Here is a 17,987-nt window from a genome sequence, read left to right as displayed (position 1 = left end):
TTCACCCATGCCGCCCATCCTCTCACTGCGTCATTACAACCACGACCAGATCGTCCACAGCCACCAGCACACCCAGTTGGTGTTCGGCCTGCGTGGGCAGCTGGATTTCGAGATGGACGGCCGCGGAAGCCGCATCCAGCAGCAACAGTTGGCGGTGGTCCCGAGCGAAACGCGCCATGCCTGCGGCAGCGCCTCGGGTAGCCGCTGCCTGATTCTGGATATTCCCGACGACAACTGGCTGCAGCAACGGCTCGGCCATCACTCGGAGCCCGGCCGGCGGCTACTGGAGAAACCCGCGGCCTTGCACCTGAGCCCGGCGCAAAGCCAGCTGGTCGGTTGGCTCGCAGCCAGCCCGGTCGACGATCCGGTCATCAGCGAACAAGGGGCCGCGTTGCTTCTGGCCAGCCTTGCCGGTGGTTGCGAGCCAGTCATGCAGAGCAGCCCGCTTCCCCTGGCAGCGATCCACGCACACGTCGAGCGCCACCTGGGGCATCCGCTCGAGGTCCGGGATCTGGCGCGCCTGGCCGGTCTCTCGGTGCCACGCTTCCATGCCCGCTTCGTCAGCGAGACCGGCATGACGCCCATGGAGTTCGTCCGCCGGCGCCGCGTGCAACAGGGCCGGGAGCTGCTGATCGGCACGCGGCTGGCTGTGGGCGAGATCGCCGCCCGGGTCGGCTATGCCTCGCAAAGCGCCTTTACCGCTGCCCTCAGCCGGGAGTTCGGCATGACACCGAGGGCGTTGCGCCGCGAGTCGCTCGACAATCGCGGATAGCGCTGCGACAGACGGGCCACCCGGCGAGTCTTACCATGGGCGCACCGAAATTTCTGACTCAGGCACGCCAAAGAGGCTTCATGCTCGACATCAGCGGAAAATCCTCCCCTATCAGGCTGTTGAAAAACGTAGGCGAGGCAGGCAAGACAAGGCAAAAACGGCCGAAAAAGCGCAGTTTAGGTGTTCTAAATGAGCATTTTGAGGCTGTTTTTAACGCAGTATTGCCAACACAGGTAGTTTTTCAACGGCCTGCTATCGAGCGTCCAGCGTCGGTCCACCGCCCATGACCCGTCGCAATGCACTGCTCGCCGTCCACTTCGGCGCGCTGATGTTCGGGTTGTCCGGCGTCTTCGGCAAGCTGGCCGTCAGCGATCCGCTGACGATCACCTTCGGTCGCGCGCTGTTTGCCGTGCTCGCCCTGCTTCTGGCCGCGCAGTTGCTGCCACGCAGCGGCGCGCGCCCGAGCGTACGGCAACGCGCGGGCCTGGTGCTGGGTGCGCTGTTGCTGGGCGGACACTGGCTGACCTTCTTCGTCGCCGTGAAGGTCGCCGGCGTCGGCATCGCCACGCTCGGGTTCGCCAGCTTTCCCGCATTCACCCTGATGCTCGAAGGTCTGCTGTTTCGCGAGCGCACCCGGCCGATCGAATTCGCCATGGTGGCGATGGTTTGCCTGGGCCTGCTGCTGGTCACACCGGAATTCGACCTGGGCAGCGAAGCGACCATCGGCCTGCTGTACGGCGTGCTGTCGGGATTGCTGTTCGCCCTGCTCTCGCTGCTCAACCGGGCCGTCACCGTCGGCGTCGATCCGGTGCAGGCCGCGCTCTGGCAGAACGCCGCCATCATGCTGGGTCTGCTGCCGTTCGCCTGGTCGGCGATCCCCGCCATACCCGCTGCCGACTGGCTATGGCTGGCGCTGCTCGGCGTACTCTGCACCGGCTTGGCCCACAGCCTGTTCGTGGCCAGCCTGCGGGTGCTCAAGGCACGGACCACCTCGGTGATCTTCGCGCTCGAACCGGTCTACGGAATCGCCATCGCCTGGTGGCTGTTCAATGAGCAGCCCACCCTGAGCATGCTGGTCGGCGGCGTGCTGATCATCCTGGCCAGCGTCATCACCAGCCGCCTGAAGGCGGCAAGCCCTGCCGTAGTGAAGCCCTAGCGGTCGTTATGCCCCAGCGAGCGCTGCGGATCGATGCGATCGCGCACGCGCTGCTTCAATACCTTGGCCTCGGGAAACCCGCCGTCCAGCTTGCGTTCCCAGATCTGCGCGCCATCGCAGCTGATGTGGAAGGTGCCACCGGTAGCCGGCACCAGCGACACCTTGCCCAGGTCCTCGCCAAATGTGGACAGCAGCTCCTGCGCCAGCCAGGCCGCGCGCAACAGCCACTGGCACTGAGTGCAATAGGTGATGACGATTTCAGGCCTGGCTGGACTCATCTCGCTCTACTCTGACGGCATGGTGGAAGCGCCTATAATAACGGCCCTTTTTCCCTGCGCCTGCCCCGGGTGACCATGTCTCGTCTGCTGCTGACTCTGCTATTGCTGCTACCCCTCTCCGGTTTCGCCGACGTGCCGCAGCCGAAAACCGGCCTGGTGCTTTCCGGAGGCGCCGCACGCGGATTGGCTCACATCGGCGTGCTCAAGGCGCTGGAAGAGAACGGCGTGCACATCGACGCGGTGGCTGGCACCAGCATGGGCGCGGTGATTGGCGGGCTCTACGCATCGGGCTACAGCGTGGCCGAGCTGGAGAAACTGGCATTGACGCTGGATTGGCAGCAGGTGCTGTCCGACGACCCGCCGCGCCAGGACGTTCCCTTTCGCCGCAAGCAGGATGACCGCGACTTCCTGGTCAAGCAGAAACTGAGCTTCCGTGACGACGGTAGCCTGGGCCTGCCGCTCGGCGTGATCCAGGGCCAGAACCTCGCGCTCCTGCTGGAGCGGCTGCTGGTGCACATCAGCGATACGCGCAACTTCGACCACCTGCCGATTCCCTTCCGCGCCGTGGCCACCGATGTCGCCAACGACGAGAAGGTAATATTCCGCAGCGGCCACCTGCCCCAGGCCATCCGCGCCAGCATGTCGATCCCGGCGGTGTTCGCGCCGGTGGAGATCGAGGGCCGTCTGCTGGTCGATGGCGGCATGGTCGACAACATTCCCATGGACGTCGCCCGCGACATGGGTGTCGATCGCCTGATCGTGGTGGATATCGGCACGCCGCTGAAGCCGCGCAACGAACTGCTGACGGTGGTCGATGTGCTCAATCAGACCACTACCATGATGACCCGACGCAATTCCGAGGCCCAGCTGGCCACCCTGCGCCCCGAGGACCTGCTGGTGCAGCCGGCCCTGAGCGGCTACGGTTCCACCGATTTCAGCCGCGCCGAGCAACTGATCGACGCCGGCTACCGCGCCGCGTCCGCCCTGCAAGGGCGCCTGGCCAGCATGAGCGTGAACGCCGGCGGCAATCCGGCGCTCAGCCTGGCCAGGACCTCGGAGCCGCGCACGCCCATGATCACCGGGATTCGCATCGAGAACGACTCCAAGGTCGGCGACCGGGTGATCCGTCGCCATATCCGTCAGGAACTCGGCGAGCCCCTGGACCTGGAGGGTCTGCAGAAGGACATGGGCACCCTGTACGGTCTGGAGTATTTCGAACAGGTCGAATACCGCGTCGTTCCGGGCTCGCTGGGCAACATCCTGGTCATCAGCGCACGGGAGAAACGCTCCGGTACCGACTACCTGCGCCTGGGGCTGAACCTGTCCGATGATTTTCGTGGCGACAGCGCGTTCAATATCGGCGCCAGCTACCGCAAGAACGGCATCAACGAACTGGGCGCGGAATGGCTGACGCGTCTGCAGCTAGGCGATCATCAGGAGCTCTACACCGAGTTCTATCAGCCGCTCGATGCCGGCTCGCGCTGGTTCGTCGCGCCCAACCTGCTCGCCGAAGCGCAGAACGTCGAATCGATCCTGGACAACGACCCCGTCGCCGAATACCGCCTGCAGCGCTACGGCTACGGCCTGAACCTGGGCCGGCAGATCGCCAACAATGGCGAAATCCGCTTCGGCATCGGCCATGCCTGGGGCAACGCCGAGGTGCGCGTCGGCGACCAGCGGCTACCGGACTTCAGCTTCACCGAGGGCTATTACGGCCTGCAGTATTCCTTCGATACGGTGGACAACGTCGATTTCCCGCGTGAAGGCGAAGAGATCGGCCTGACGTTGCGGCAGTACGACCCCAGCCTGGGCTCCGACGAGCGCTATCGCCAGTGGGAGCTGCACCTGGACAAGGCGCTCAGTTACGGCCCCAACACCTTCGTGCTGGGTGGGCGCTACGGCCGCACCCTGGATGATGCCGAAGTGGTGACCTCCAGCTTCCTGCTCGGCGGCGCTCGGCAACTGTCCGGCTTCCGTCAGGATTCGCTGGCAGGGCAGAACGTCAGCCTGGGCCGGATGGTCTATCTGCGCCGCCTGACGCCGCGCTCGTTCTCGCCGCTGGATTTTCCGCTGTACCTCGGTGCTTCGCTGGAGCGTGGGCGCGCCTGGAACAACGACAACGAATTCGACAGCGGCTACATCAATGCAGCCAGCCTGTTTCTCAGCTACGAGACGCCGTTGGGCCCGCTGAACTTCAGTTACGGGTTCAACGACGAGGACGAGCGGGCGCTCTATATGAACCTGGGCCGCAACTTCTAGGTTCGAACGGGACGCAACAGCCGGCCAGGGTCTGTTGACGTTTCGTCCGCGGCCGCGCGGAGCCTGTTTTTGCGCGAGGCATGAGGAGAAAGGCCTCACCGGAGAACAAACAGCCGCAGCTTGTCCATATCGCTATCCAGCTATGCTGAAACCCATATGGCCAACGTACAAGGACTCCCCATGACGCTGATCTGGTTGCTCGTTCTACTGCTCGGTATCGCGCTGATAGCCCATTACCGCGTGTCGCCCGTTCCGGCGCTCGCCATCGTCGCGGTCTACCTGGCGCTCATGGGCGCGGCCGATGGAACGCCGGTCTGGCTGATGGTCGTGCTTTGGCTCGTGTTGCTCGTGGTGGCGATCCCGATCCTGCTGGCGGATGTGCGCATCAAGTATTTCAGCGGGCCGATGTTCGACTGGTTCAAGAAGGTCCTGCCACCGATCTCCGACACCGAGCGCGATGCCATCGAGGCCGGCAGCGTCTGGTGGGACGGCGAACTGTTCAGCGGGCGCCCTAACTGGGACACCCTGCTCGGCTATCCCAGGGCGAAGCTCACCGAAGAGGAACAGGCATTCCTCGACGGCCCCACCGAAATGCTCTGCGCCATGGTCAGCGAATGGGACATCAGCCAGCGCATGGACCTGCCGCCGCAAGCCTGGGAGTACATCAAGGCCCAGGGCTTCTTCGCGCTGATCATCCCCAAGGAGTACGGCGGCAAGGGCTTCTCCGCCTATGCCCATTCGCAGATCGTGATGAAGCTCGCCACCCGCAGCGGCGATCTGGCCAGCACGGTCATGGTCCCCAACTCCCTCGGCCCGGCCGAATTGCTGATGCACTACGGCACCGACGAACAGCGCAACCATTACCTGCCGCGCCTGGCCAACGGCACCGACATCCCCTGCTTCGCCCTCACCGGCCCCTATGCCGGCTCGGATGCCGGCGCCATGAACGACAGCGGGGTGATCTGCACAGGCCTGTGGCAAGGCGAAGAAGTGCTCGGCCTGCGCCTGAACTGGGAAAAGCGCTACATTACCCTCGGTCCGATAGCGACCTTGCTCGGCGTCGCCTTCAAGACCTACGACCCGGATCACCTCCTGGGTGACGAAGAGGAGCTCGGCATCAGCCTGGCGCTGATCCCCACCGAGACCGCCGGCGTCGAAATCGGCCGCCGTCATCTGCCCCTGGGCGCGGCCTTCATGAACGGCCCGAACTGGGGCAAGGACGTCTTCGTACCGTTGGAAGCCATCATCGGCGGGCGCGAGATGATCGGCAAAGGCTGGATGATGCTGATGAACTGCCTCTCGGTCGGACGCTCGATCTCGCTGCCGGCCACCGGTACCAGCGCCGCCAAGGTCTGCAGTTTCGTCAGCGGCCGCTACGCGAACATCCGCGAGCAGTTCAACGTGCCGCTGGCGGCCTTCGAAGGCATCCAGGAACCCCTGGCACGCATCGGCGGCAACGCCTGGCTGATGGACAGCGCGCGCATCCTGACCGCCCATGCGGTGGACCTGGGCGAAAAACCCTCGGTCCTCTCGGCCATCCTCAAGTACCACCTCACCGAACGCGGCCGCAGGTGCATCACCGACGCCATGGACATCCACGGCGGCAAAGGCATCATCCTCGGCCCGAACAACTACCTCGGCCGTCTGTGGCTGTCGGCACCGATCTCCATCACCGTGGAGGGCGCCAACATCCTCTCGCGCAATTTGATGATCTTCGGCCAGGGCGCGATCCGTTGCCATCCCTTCGTGCTGAGGGAAATGGAGCTGGTGCAGGAGCCGGATCGCGACGCCGCGGTAGCCCGCTTCGACGAGCTGCTGATGCAGCATATCGGCTTCGCCGTCGGCAACACGGCCAGCACGCTGGTGCTGGGGCTCTCCTTCGGGTTGCTCGGCAAGGCGCCGGGCAATGCCGTTACCCGCCCGTATTTCCGCGCGCTGAACAGGCTCGCCGCCGCGTTCGCGATGCTGGCCGACCTGTCGATGATGCTGCTGGGCGGTGAACTCAAGCGGCGCGAGCGACTGTCAGCGCGCCTGGGTGATGTGCTCAGTCATCTCTACCTGGCTTCCGCCGCGCTCAAGCGTTACCACGACCTCGGCCACCCGACGGAACAGGAGCCGCTGCTGCGCTGGGCGCTGGAAGACTGTCTCTGCAAGGCCGAAGAGGCCTTGCAGGGTACGCTGAGCAACTTCCCCAACCGTGCCCTGGGGTGCTTGCTCCACCTGGTGGTGTTCCCCTTCGGTGCTCGGCACACGGGCCCTTCCGATGCGCTGGATGCACAAGTCGCGGAAATTCTCGGACGCCGCGAAGGCGATCCGGCCCTGGAACAGATTCTCGATGGCACGTACCGGCCACAGGATGCCGAGGAACCGCTGGGCGCGCTCAGCCACGCATTCGACACCCTCGCAGCCACGCAACCGCTTGCACGCAAGCTGCACAAGGCGATCAAAAGCGGCGAACTGCGGATCACCGCCAACGAAGATCCGATTCAGGCGGCAGCCGAGGCCGGCATCGTCAGCGAAGAAGAAGCCATGCAACTGCGCAACGCCGAATCCGCCAGGCGCCAGGTCATCGACGTCGATGACTTCAGCAAGGAGGAACTGGAACTGCAGGCGGGGCGGGTTCGCTAGTCAGGATCGTTCCCAAAAGCTTAGCGCCGAGGGTGGCCCTCCCACAAAATCGAAAGCCACACCGCATCGCTTCCGTGGGAGCTGCGCCCTCGCAGCAAATGCAGGCGAGAGCCTGCCCGCGAGCTGAAAGCTTCGTGCCGGGGCAGCCTCCCATAAGATCGAACGGCAAAACGCAGCGCTTTTGTGGAAGGTATGCCCTCGCGAACAGGCGCACTCGTCAACCCCTCCGAACCCTCACCCACCCAGCGAGTCAACCAGACAAGCCCCACTCACCAGGCGCGTCCCTCTATAATCGCGCCCACATCAAAGACATAGGTGCACAATGGCCAACGCATACCACGACTACAACCTCGCCCTCCTCGCCCATCTGCGCGGCATCCTGCTGGCCATGGGCGAGAACGAGCAAGTATCGGAAGAAAGCCACGCCATGTTTCTCGAGCGTTTCGATGAACTGGTCATGAACCTGCGGGAAGTCCCGGAAGAACGCCATCTGGGCCAGGACATGATCTGCCAGGTCTTCCATCGCTACCCGCAAATCGCTCACCTGGTTCCCCGCGACCTCTTGTGGTTCTTCGGCGGCGACTGCCTGCACTTCATGCCCGACGAAGAGATCGCCATCTTCCAGGCTCTGGAAGAGCGCCGCTACGAAGCCGAACAGAACGACGAGCCGTTCGACTGGAACCATGAGAAGCAGCTGCTGACGATGCCCGCAGAAGGCGCCCGTCACTGAGACTCCTGGAAAAAGCCGAGGCTCACATCGAGTCAGTTGCCGAGCGCGCTCGGCAATCGGCTCGACGACACCACCAGCAGACATCACGGCCGGATAAAAAAAGGCCCGCATCCTCCGATGCGAGCCTCAAACCCCCGAGCGACTTTGAAACGTTTCAGTTCGCCAGCAGCGGCCCCCCAACCTTGCCTGTCAGTTTCGCTGGCTTGATCAGGAAGCGGGCCAGGGCCGGCAGCAGCCAGATCGCGCCCACCATGTTCCAGAGGAACATGAAGGTCAGCATCAAGCCCATGTCCGCCTGGAACTTGATCGCCGAGAAGACCCAGGTAAAGACTCCGATCGCCAGGCAGATTCCCGTGAAAATGACCGCCTTGCCGGTCGACTTGAGGGTCTGGTAGTAGGCCTCCTGCAGCGTCATGCCTTGCCTCAGGTAGGTTTCCAGGCGGCTGTAGATGTAGATGCCATAGTCCACACCGATGCCGACGCCCAGAGCGATAACCGGAAGCGTCGCTACCTTCACACCGATACCCATGAACGCCATGAGCGCGTTGCCCAGAATGGAGGTCAGCACCAACGGCAGAATGACGCACAGCGTCGCGGCGACCGAGCGGAAGGTCAGCAGACACATGAAACTTACCGCGGCATAGACGGCAATGAGCATGGTGGTTTCCGATGCGGCAATCACCTCGTTGGTAGCCGCCTCGATACCCGCGTTACCGGCCGCCAGCACGAACTCCAGTCCCTCACGATTGTTCGCTTCGGCAAATTCCCTAGCTGCGGAAACCACATGTTCCAGGGTCTCTGCCTTGTGATCGTTAAGGAACACCAGCAGCGGAGCCAGCGAGCAGTCGCCGTTGTACATGCCCTCGGCACGCGCAATGGAGTTGTTGAGCACGAACTGGTTGCGCGACAGCGTCTCCCACTTCAGGCTGCCTTCGTTCATGCCCTTGATGCTCTGCCGGGCGACGGTCACCATCGATACCGCCGACTGCACGCCCGCAGTGTTTTCCATCTTCCACATCAGCTCGTCCATGGCGGCGAGCGTGTCGTAATGGGCACAGCCTTCGGGCGCGGTCTTAACCATGATCACCAGCACATCGGAGCTGGTCGAATAATTGTTGATGACGAAATCGTTGTCCTGGTTGTAGCGCGAATCGGGACGCAGCTCAGGGGCTCCCTGATCGAGATCGCCGATCTTCAGGTTCTGGCCGTACCAGAGGCCACCACCCACGGCAATCAAGGCGATCACGATGGAGATCGGTGCAACCACCGGGTTCGCGAAATTGGACAGCAAGCGCCAGAACGGATGCTCGCGGGAGGCTTCTTCACGTGCCTGCTTGACCGAGCGCTGGCTGATACCCAGATAGGAAATCGCCACCGGGAGCAGGATCAGGTTGGTCAGGATGATCACTGCCACACCCAGGGAGGCACCGATAGCCAGTTCGCGAATCACCCCGATGTCGATCAGCAGCAGCGTCACGAAACCCACGGCGTCGGAAGCCAGCGCCACCATGCCGGGCACGAACAATTGGCGGAACGCCAGACGCGCCGCGACCAGCGGGTCGTCGGTTTCGCCCGACGCCATGGCGATGCCGTTGATTTTCTGCACGCCATGGGAAATGCCGATGGCGAAGACCAGGAACGGTACCAGCATCGAATAGGGATCGAGACCGAAGCTCAGGGTGTGCAGCAGGCCGAGCTGCCAGATCACGGCGATCAGCGTCGTCACCACCACCGCCATGGTGCTCTTCACACAGCGGGTGAACCACAGCAGCAATGCCAGCGTGATGCCGATGGCGACGAAGAAGAACAGCGCGACGCCCACCAGCCCATCGATCAGATCACCCACCTTCTTGGCGAAGCCGATGATATGGATCTCCACGTTGGGGTTCTGCGTCTCGTACTTGTCGCGGATTTTCTCTTCCAGCTCGTGGGAGAACTTCTGATAGTCGAGGGTGATCTGCTTGCTGCGATCCTCAGGGTCCGAGTAGGACTCCATCAGCGGCACATCGATGATGCTCGACTTGAAGTTGTTGGCGACCAGTCGGCCGATCTGCCCCGACTTGAGAATGTTGTTGCGCAGGTCGTCGAGGCTTTCTTCCGAACCGTCGTACGTCTGGGGGATCACCTCGCCCCCGGCGAAGCCCTGTTCGGTCACCTCGGTCCAGCGAACGCTGGGGCTCCAGAGCGACTTCATGTTCGAGCGATCGACACCCTGGATGTAGAACACTTCGTCATGGATCTGGCGAAGCGTTTCCATGTATTCCCGCGAAAAGATATCGCCATCCTTGGCGGCAACGGATATCCGCACCGTATTGCCGAGGTTGGCCAGATCATCGCGATGCTCAAGCATGTTCTGGATATAGGGATGCCCCAGCGGAATCATCTTTTCGAAGCTGGTCGAGGGGCGAACCTGAGCAGCCTGATAGAACAGGAACACGCTGAGCAGCAGACAGACCAGAATGACGGCCGGTCTGTTATTGAAAATCAGGCGTTCGAGAAAGGACGCCGGCCTCTGTTGATGCTGGGTCATGGCTGCTCCGACTTATTCTTGTTTGTTGGCAAATTCGCGCCCGAAGGCGAAGCGAGGATCGCGCCGCTCTGCCCAGCGAGGATCAGGTTGCCATCGGCATTGGCGATCACTCCCGACAGTGACCGACGATCGGGACGGCTGTAAATCTGGAACGAGCGCCCTTGGTCATCGCTGCTCAGCACTACACCGCCATGGCCAACCACCACCATGCGGCCATCGCCAAGAAGATTGCCATCGGCCAGGCCGGCCTCGAGCGGATTACCGCGGATATTCAAATCGACCTGCTTCCAGCTGTTGCCGAAATCCGTCGAACGAAACAGGTGCCCGCGCAACCCGAAGGCAACGACGGTACCCGCTTCGCTGCCACCGATTACGCCGAACAGGGAGCCTTGATAAGGCGATTCCACCTGTTCCCAGGTCTGGCCGAGATCAGCGGAGCGAAACATGCCGCCCATTTCACCAACGATGAACAGGCCGGAATCCTTGATCGCGGCGATGGCGTTCAGGTGGTAGCCGTCTTCGTTCTCGAGTCGGTCGGCGATATCATCCCAGGTCTTTCCACCGTCATGGGTTTCCAATAACGTCCCGTAGGCGCCTACCGCCAGCCCGTGTTCGGCGTTCTCGAACCAGACGTCGAGCAGGGGCACCTCGCCCTCGCGATTCTCGTATTGCTGCGTCCAGGTCTGGCCGCCATCGGTGCTCGCCAGAACCAGCGCATCGTGGCCAACCGCCCAGCCATGTTGCGCATCGGTGAAGTAGATGGCGGTAAGCAGCTGCCGGGTAGGTACCTTCGCCTGGGTCCAGCTGGCGCCGCCGTCGTCGGAATAGAGGATGTGCCCCCGGTCGCCCGCCGCGACCAGACGTTCCCCCGCGTGAGTGACATCGAGCAGCAGGCTGGAAGCCGCCCTGGCGGATTCGATGGAATAGCGAATCTGGGGATCGCCAGTCTGCGCATGGAGTGGCGCGCCGCCACACAGCAGCGCAAGCAGGCCGCACGTGGAAAACAACCGGATGAAGGACGCGAAACCGTTGCGCTCCACCCCACAGGAAGTGGCAGGCACAGGGCCGGCCTGGCCGCGCCAGAAGACGGGCTCAGTCATAACAATCCCCTTTGTTCTTATTAGTAAGGGCCCGAATATCGTGACGGGCGCAGCCATCCTAGCCAGCTTTAGAAAGCACTTACAATCGACGGGACGTTATGTTTTGTTAACTCTCGGAACCTGATCACAGGGCATGGACAGGGCCGGTGACGGCCATCGATTCCTGCAACCGGATATGCATCGGCAGACGCAGGCCATAGCCGCGAAAGGCATTCGCCCGGGCATGGCCTGCTCCGCGTCCAAGCCTCAGGCCAGGCTCTTGCTCACCACCTCGTAGACATCGCTGGACAGCTCGCCAGAAGCAAGGATCCGCTCCAGTTCGCCCTTCATCAGCGCCTGACGAGCGCTGTCGTACTTGCGCCAGCGCGTCAGCGGCGCCAGCAAGCGCGAAGCGATCTGCGGGTTCAGTGCATTGAGGGTAATGACCTGGTCGGCTAGGAAGCGGTAGCCGCTGCCATCGGCACGGTGGAAGTTGACCAGGTTCTGGTTGGCGAAGGCACCGATCAGCGCGCGCACCTTGTTGGGGTTCTTCAGGGTGAAGGCCGGGTGCAGCATCAACGCCTGTACTCGCTCCAGCCCGCCGGGCAAGGGGCTGGCCGCCTGCACGCTGAACCACTGGTCCATCACCAGGGGGTTGTCCTTGAAGTGTTCGGCGAAGGTTTCCAGTGCCTTGGCACGCTTCTCCTCGAAGGGCGAATTGATCAGCGACGCCAGTGCCGACAGGCGTTCGGTCATGTTGTCGGCATTGTCGAACTGGTCCAGGCACAGGGAAAGAATGTCCGAGCGCTCGCTGAACATCAGATAGGCCAGCGCGATGTTCTGCAGCGCACGCCGTGCGAAATGCTCGGCCGAGGCCTCGTAGGCTGTCTGGCGCGACACCTCGCGGTTGGTCATGTAGCGCTGATAAAGCGGCTCGAACAGACCGTTGCCCAGTTCGCGCCGGGCGAATTCCCGCGCCGCGTGGATAGCGTCGACATCGGCCACTTCGCTGATCTCGGTGAGATAGGCCTCGCTCGGCAGCGAGAGCATCTCGGCCACCATGGCGGCATCCAGCGTTTCGTTCTGCAGCAGGCTGCGCAGCGCCTCGGTGAGTCGCTCGTCCATGACCAGCGGCTCGCCGCGCTGGTACTGCCCGATCAGCTCCTGCAACACCTGCACGGACAGCTGCTGGCCGGCTTCCCAGCGGTTGAAGCCATCGCTGTCGTGCTGCATGAGGAACATCAGCTGGTCGCGGCTGTAGGGGAATTCGAGCTTCACCGGCGCCGAGAAGCCGCGCAGCAACGACGGCAGCGGACGCTCAGGCACATCGACGAAGGTGAAGGTCTGCTCGGCTTCGCTCACCGCCAGCACCCGCGTGGTGCCGCTCGCCGCGTCCTCGCCTTGCAGGCGCAACGCGATCTCCGCGCCGTTGGCATCCAGCAGGCCGAGGGCCACCGGAATCACGAAGGGTTCCTTGTTCGGCTGCCCCGGCGTCGGCGGGCAGCTCTGGCGGAACGTCAGGCTGTAGCTCTGCGCCTGGGGGTCATACTGTTCGCTGACGACAAGGCGTGGCGTACCGGACTGGCTGTACCAGCGCTTGAACTGAGCAAGGTCCACGCCATTGGCATCTTCCATGGCCTTGACGAAATCATCGACCGTCACGGCCTGGCCGTCATGGCGCTCGAAATACAGATCGCTGCCCTTGCGGAAGCCCTCCGCGCCGAGCAGCGTCTGGATCATGCGCACCACTTCGGCACCCTTCTCGTACACGGTCAGGGTGTAGAAGTTGGATATCTCGATGAAGGATTCGGGGCGCACCGAGTGGGCCATGGGACCGGCATCCTCGGCGAACTGGTGGGTGCGCAGGTAGGCCACATCCTCGATGCGCTTGACCGTCGCCGAGTTCATGTCGGAGGAGAACTGCGCGTCACGGAAGACGGTGAAACCTTCCTTGAGCGACAGCTGGAACCAGTCGCGGCAGGTCACACGGTTGCCCGACCAGTTGTGGAAGTACTCGTGGGCGACGATGGCCTCGACACGCTGGTGCGCGGCGTCGGTGGCCGTCTCGGCGCGCGCCAGCACGGCGCTGGAGTTGAAGATGTTGAGCCCCTTGTTCTCCATGGCGCCCATGTTGAAGTCATTGACCGCGACGATCATGAAGATGTCCAGATCGTACTCGCGGCCATAGGCCTCTTCGTCCCACTTCATGGACTTCTTCAGGCTGTCCATGGCGTGCTGGCATTTGTCGATGTTTTCCGGCTCGACGTAGATGCGCAAGGCGACCTCGCGACCGCTCATGGTGGTGAAGCTGTCCTCCACGCACCAGAGGTCGCCGGCCACCAGGGCGAACAGATAGGCGGGCTTCTTGAACGGGTCTTCCCAGGTGGCCCAGTGCCGGCCATCGTCTTCGCTGCCACTGGCAATCGGGTTGCCGTTGGAAAGCAGGATGGGATAGGCGTGCTGCTCGGCGCTGACCGTGGTGGTGAACTTGCTCATCACGTCCGGACGGTCTAGGTACCAGGTGATCTTGCGGAAGCCCTCCGCCTCGCACTGGGTGCAGAACATGCTGCCGGACTTGTACAGGCCTTCCAGCGCGGTGTTGCTTTCGGGGCGGATGACCACGCTGCTGTCGAGGGTGAACTCGGCGCTGTCCGGCTGCAGGGTCAGGGTGCTTTCGCCGAGCTGGTAGTCGCCCAGACCCAGCTCACGGTCGTTCAGCGACAGCGACACCAATTCCAGGTCCTGTCCATGCAGCTCCAGCGGCGGCAGGCCACTGCCCGCGGCCGGGTTGCGGCGCATCACCAGTTGGGCGTGCACCAGCGTGCGGTCCTCATACAGTTCGAAGGTCAGGTGGGTTTCATCGATCAGGTATTCGGGCGCCTGGTAATCCTTGAGATGAATGACTTTCGGTTGTTCGGTACGCATCTGGCGGGCCTCTTCGAGGCAGCTCGAAGCGACGGGCTCGAGCTGCAGGTTGTTCGGGGACAGTAGCTGAGTCGCCTACTGCTGGCTGCGGCGGATCGCTGAAGAGTGACCCACAGCTGGGGGCCTGATCAAGCTCATTGCATGCAGCTTGCGGCTATCTGATAGGCCGTGAACTTGCGGATGTTGATCACGCCGGTATCGAGAATCAGATATTGACCCTTGATGCCCTTGAGCGTGCCTTCGATCACCGGCGTCTTTTCCAGGTCCAGGCTGACGATCTTGGTCGGGTACGCCTCGACCGGATAGCGGATCTCGACGACTTCCGCGTCGGCCACCGGCTGGATCGCCTGCAAGCCGAAGCGCTGCTGGAGCGCTCGCAAGCCGTCCGCACAGGTATCGAAAATATCTTCGCGGGTCTGTATCAGGTCGATGGGGTCTGCGTCGCCCTTGAGCAGCGCGCGCCAGTTCGTGCGGTCGGCGACTTGACTGCGCAGCAGGTCTTCGACCATGCCCGACTGCTGGCGAGTGGCGACCCGCATGATCGGCAACGCCTGGCTCGCGCCCTGATCCAGCCAACGTGTCGGCAACTGCGTGGCGCGGGTGATGCCCACCTTGATGCCGGATGAATTGGCCAGATAGACCACATGGTCCGTCATGCAGAAGTCCATGCCCCACTGCGGATCACGGCAGGTGCCCAGCTCGTGATGGCATCTCTCGGGGCTGACGATGCACAGGTCGCACTGCGGCAATTTCTTGAAGCAGGGATAGCAATATCCCTGGCTGAAACTCTTGTTGGTCTTGCGCCCGCAATGCGTGCAATGGATGGCACCCAGGTATTCCAGGCGCAGGGTCTTGCCGATCAGCGGATTGACCGGCACCAGCGCATCGTCCAGGCGGAAGAAATACTGTGCCGGCGCACCCAGCTGCACCGACATCTTGCTCAGCGCGCCACGTCCCAACTCAAGCATCAATGACGAGTTCCCGAAGCGGGAGCGAACAGGCTGGTGTCGATGGGTGCCTGGTTCTTCTTGCTCTTGGAGCCGCACTCCTGGCCACCCATGTAGCCCGTGCGTTGCTCTTCCGGCAGGTTCTGCATTTCCCAGGCGATCATGGCGGCCAGGCAGGTTTCCTTCTGCTCGGCGGTCAATTTGCGCCCATCGCCCCACTTGCCCAGCTCGACGGCAGTCTTGAGGTTTTCATAGATTTCGGGGGTGATGTTTTCGATGGCTTCGATATAGGACGACATGGCCGGCTCCCGGTGACAAGCAAAACGGACATTCTACTGGAAATGGCAGGGGGGCGCCGGAGGAAAGGCGTGCAGGCTCTGATCGTGGGAGCCCCGCCCTCGGGGCGAGGCTTCGGGCATTTCTGGCAGGCTGACATCTGCTTTCGCCGCGAGGGCGCGCCCACACAAGGATCTGATGGTTCCCATGCTCCCGCGTGGGAACCCCAACCCCAGCGCTCTGCGCCCAGCGACGGAGCATCGCACGCCGCGTACCCACGCAGGAGCATGGGCACGATCACTCTCGACAGCTGGCATGGTGCAAGCCGTGGAAGGGCCGCCCTCGGCGCGAAGCTTTGTATGCTGACCGGGACCGACGACCCATTCGGGTAGACTCGCGCGCAATGAAAAACACCGCTTTCCCTTGTGAGGAAAAGCGGTGTCTTCAGTTCGCTACGTCTGCCGGAGCTTAGGCGGAGAGTTCCACCAGCAGCTTGTTCAGACGCTGCACATAGGCCGCCGGATCCTTGAGGCTGTCGCCCGCCGCCAGCGCCGCCTGGTCGAAGAGGATGTGCGAGAGGTCGGCGAAGCGGTCTTCGTCCGGCTCGGCATCCAGCTTCTCGACCAGCGGATGCTGCGGGTTGATCTCGAAGATCGGCTTGGACTCCGGCACCTTCTGCCCGCTGGCTTCGAGGATCTGGCGCATCTGCAGTCCAAGGTCCTGCTCGCCGATGGCGAGGATCGCAGGGGAGTCGGTGAGGCGATGGGAAACCCGCACCTCGGCCACTGCGTCACCCAGTGCTCCCTTGAGGCGCTCCACCAGGCCTTCCTTCGCCTTGGCGATTTCTTCCTGGGCCTTCTTGTCCTCTTCCGAATCCAGCTTGCCGAGATCCAGGTCGCCACGCGCCACGTCGACGAACTGCTTGCCGTCGAACTCGGTCAGGTAGCTCATCAGCCACTCGTCGATGCGATCGGTGAGCAGCAGCACTTCGATGCCCTTCTTGCGGAAGACTTCCAGGTGCGGGCTGTTCTTGACCTGGGCGTAGGACTCGCCGGTGAGGAAGTAGATCTTGTCCTGGCCGTCCTTCACGCGGCCCAGGTAATCGGCCAGCGAAACCGTCTGCTCGCCGGAGGCATCCTGGGTGGAGGCAAAGCGCAGCAGGCTGGCGATCTTCTCCTTGTTGGCGAAGTCTTCGGCGGGACCTTCCTTGAGCACCTGGCCGAACTGCTTCCAGAAGGAGGCGTACTGCTCGGGCTCGTTCTTCGCCAGCTTCTCCAGCATGTCCAGCACGCGCTTGGTCAGTGCCGACTTCATGGAGTCGATCACCGGGTCCTTCTGCAGGATCTCGCGCGAGACGTTCAGCGACAGGTCGTTGGAATCGACGACGCCCTTGATGAAGCGCAGGTACAGCGGCAGGAACTCATCGGCCTGGTCCATGATGAACACGCGCTGCACATAGAGCTTGAGGCCCTTGGGCGCTTCGCGCTGGTACAGGTCGAACGGTGCGCGGCCCGGCACGTAGAGCAAGGAGGTGTATTCCAGCTTGCCTTCGACCTTGTTGTGGCTCCAGGCCAGCGGGTTCTCGAAGTCGTGGGCAACGTGCTTGTAGAACTCCTGGTATTCCTCGTCCTTCACCTCTGTGCGCGGACGGGTCCAGAGCGCGCTGGCGCGGTTGACCGTTTCCCACTCAGGCTCGGCGGGCTTGTCTTCCTCCTCGCCATGGAATTCCTTGGGCAACTCGATGGGCAGCGCGATATGGTCGGAGTACTTCTTGATAACGTTGCGCAGGCGCCAGCCGTCGGCGAACTCTTCTTCGCCAGCCTTCAGATGCAGGACGATACGGGTGCCGCGCTCAGCCTTCTCGACGGTGGCAACCTCGAATTCACCCTCGCCCTTCGAGGACCAGTAGACGCCCTCTTCCGCCGGCGTACCGGCGCGGCGGCTGAAGACTTCCACCTGGTCGGCAACGATGAACGCCGAGTAGAAGCCGACACCGAACTGGCCGATCAGGTGCGAATCCTTCTTCTGGTCGCCGGTCAGGTGCTTCATGAAATCGGCGGTGCCGGACTTGGCGATGGTGCCCAAGTGGGTCACCACGTCGTCGCGGTTCATGCCGATGCCGTTGTCATCGAGGGTAACGGTCTTGGCGTCCTTGTCGTAGCTGACGCGAATCCGCAGGTCGCTGGCACCTTCGAGCAATTCGGGTTTAGCCAACGCCTCGAAGCGCAGCTTGTCGGCAGCGTCGGAAGCGTTGGAGATCAGCTCACGAAGGAAGATTTCCTTGTTCGAGTACAGCGAATGGATCATCAGGTGAAGCAGTTGCTTCACTTCGGTCTGGAAGCCCAGGGTTTCTTTGTTTTGAGTTTCCACACTCATCGTCTACGAACTCCACATCGTCAATGGCACG

13 protein-coding genes are annotated in these 17,987 nt (G+C 62.7%); 6 read left to right on the top strand and 7 right to left on the bottom strand.

Going from position 1 to position 17,987, the window contains the following annotated elements:
* The first annotated feature begins 7 nt into the window (after positions 1-7).
* From EA795_RS13945 to EA795_RS13935, 3 genes are all read left to right on the top strand, one after another.
* Complete coding sequence (locus EA795_RS13945) at positions 8-772, top strand: helix-turn-helix domain-containing protein (protein ID WP_058075088.1); 765 nt, start codon at positions 8-10, stop codon at positions 770-772.
* Between the two features lie 80 nt (positions 773-852).
* On the top strand, positions 853-1,059 hold the full coding sequence (locus tag EA795_RS13940; RefSeq protein WP_082641833.1) for a hypothetical protein: 207 nt from the start codon (positions 853-855) through the stop codon (positions 1,057-1,059).
* Positions 1,056-1,928: a DMT family transporter gene (locus EA795_RS13935; RefSeq protein ID WP_058075087.1), complete on the top strand. Its 873-nt coding sequence runs from the start codon at positions 1,056-1,058 to the stop codon at positions 1,926-1,928. Before EA795_RS13940 ends, EA795_RS13935 begins: the two co-directional genes overlap by 4 nt.
* Here EA795_RS13935 and EA795_RS13930 read toward each other — a convergent pair.
* Positions 1,925-2,206, bottom strand: coding sequence for an Rdx family protein (locus EA795_RS13930; protein ID WP_122077950.1), 282 nt, complete (start codon positions 2,204-2,206; stop codon positions 1,925-1,927). The two genes, EA795_RS13935 and EA795_RS13930, sit on opposite strands and share 4 nt — an antisense overlap.
* 75 nt (positions 2,207-2,281) lie before the next feature.
* On the opposite strand from EA795_RS13930, the gene EA795_RS13925 reads away from it, so the two are divergent.
* From EA795_RS13925 to EA795_RS13915, 3 genes are all read left to right on the top strand, one after another.
* A complete protein-coding gene (locus tag EA795_RS13925; protein ID WP_058075086.1) occupies positions 2,282-4,465 on the top strand; it encodes a patatin-like phospholipase family protein in 2,184 nt (727 codons plus the stop codon).
* A 180-nt stretch (positions 4,466-4,645) separates the two neighbouring features.
* On the top strand, positions 4,646-7,093 hold the full coding sequence (locus EA795_RS13920) for an acyl-CoA dehydrogenase (RefSeq protein WP_122077948.1): 2,448 nt from the start codon (positions 4,646-4,648) through the stop codon (positions 7,091-7,093).
* A 322-nt stretch (positions 7,094-7,415) separates the two neighbouring features.
* A complete protein-coding gene (locus EA795_RS13915; protein WP_014853322.1) occupies positions 7,416-7,823 on the top strand; it encodes a PA2817 family protein in 408 nt (135 codons plus the stop codon).
* A 154-nt stretch (positions 7,824-7,977) separates the two neighbouring features.
* Here the strand turns inward: EA795_RS13915 and EA795_RS13910 are convergent, their stop codons facing one another.
* From EA795_RS13910 to htpG, 6 genes are all read right to left on the bottom strand, one after another.
* Positions 7,978-10,353, bottom strand: a complete 2,376-nt coding sequence (locus EA795_RS13910) for an efflux RND transporter permease subunit (protein WP_122077946.1) — start codon at positions 10,351-10,353, stop codon at positions 7,978-7,980.
* Complete coding sequence (locus EA795_RS13905; protein WP_376749658.1) at positions 10,350-11,360, bottom strand: WD40/YVTN/BNR-like repeat-containing protein; 1,011 nt, start codon at positions 11,358-11,360, stop codon at positions 10,350-10,352. The genes EA795_RS13910 and EA795_RS13905 overlap by 4 nt, the downstream gene beginning before the upstream one ends.
* Positions 11,361-11,699: 339 nt before the next feature.
* Positions 11,700-14,357 (bottom strand): aminopeptidase N, encoded by a 2,658-nt coding sequence (pepN, locus tag EA795_RS13900; RefSeq protein ID WP_122077944.1) that lies wholly within the window; start codon positions 14,355-14,357, stop codon positions 11,700-11,702.
* A 134-nt stretch (positions 14,358-14,491) separates the two neighbouring features.
* Complete coding sequence (locus EA795_RS13895; protein WP_122077941.1) at positions 14,492-15,325, bottom strand: DUF2797 domain-containing protein; 834 nt, start codon at positions 15,323-15,325, stop codon at positions 14,492-14,494.
* On the bottom strand, positions 15,325-15,603 hold the full coding sequence (locus tag EA795_RS13890; protein ID WP_058075081.1) for a YeaC family protein: 279 nt from the start codon (positions 15,601-15,603) through the stop codon (positions 15,325-15,327). The genes EA795_RS13895 and EA795_RS13890 overlap by 1 nt, the downstream gene beginning before the upstream one ends.
* Before the next feature lie 445 nt (positions 15,604-16,048).
* Positions 16,049-17,956, bottom strand: coding sequence for a molecular chaperone HtpG (gene htpG / locus EA795_RS13885; RefSeq protein WP_122077939.1), 1,908 nt, complete (start codon positions 17,954-17,956; stop codon positions 16,049-16,051).
* Positions 17,957-17,987: the final 31 nt, after the last annotated feature.

Origin of the sequence: Stutzerimonas nitrititolerans (genome assembly GCF_003696285.1) — a bacterium.
Taxonomy (GTDB): domain Bacteria; phylum Pseudomonadota; class Gammaproteobacteria; order Pseudomonadales; family Pseudomonadaceae; genus Stutzerimonas; species Stutzerimonas nitrititolerans.
The sequence above is the reverse complement of the archived record's forward strand: the minus strand, read 5'-3'. Positions and strand labels throughout refer to the sequence as shown.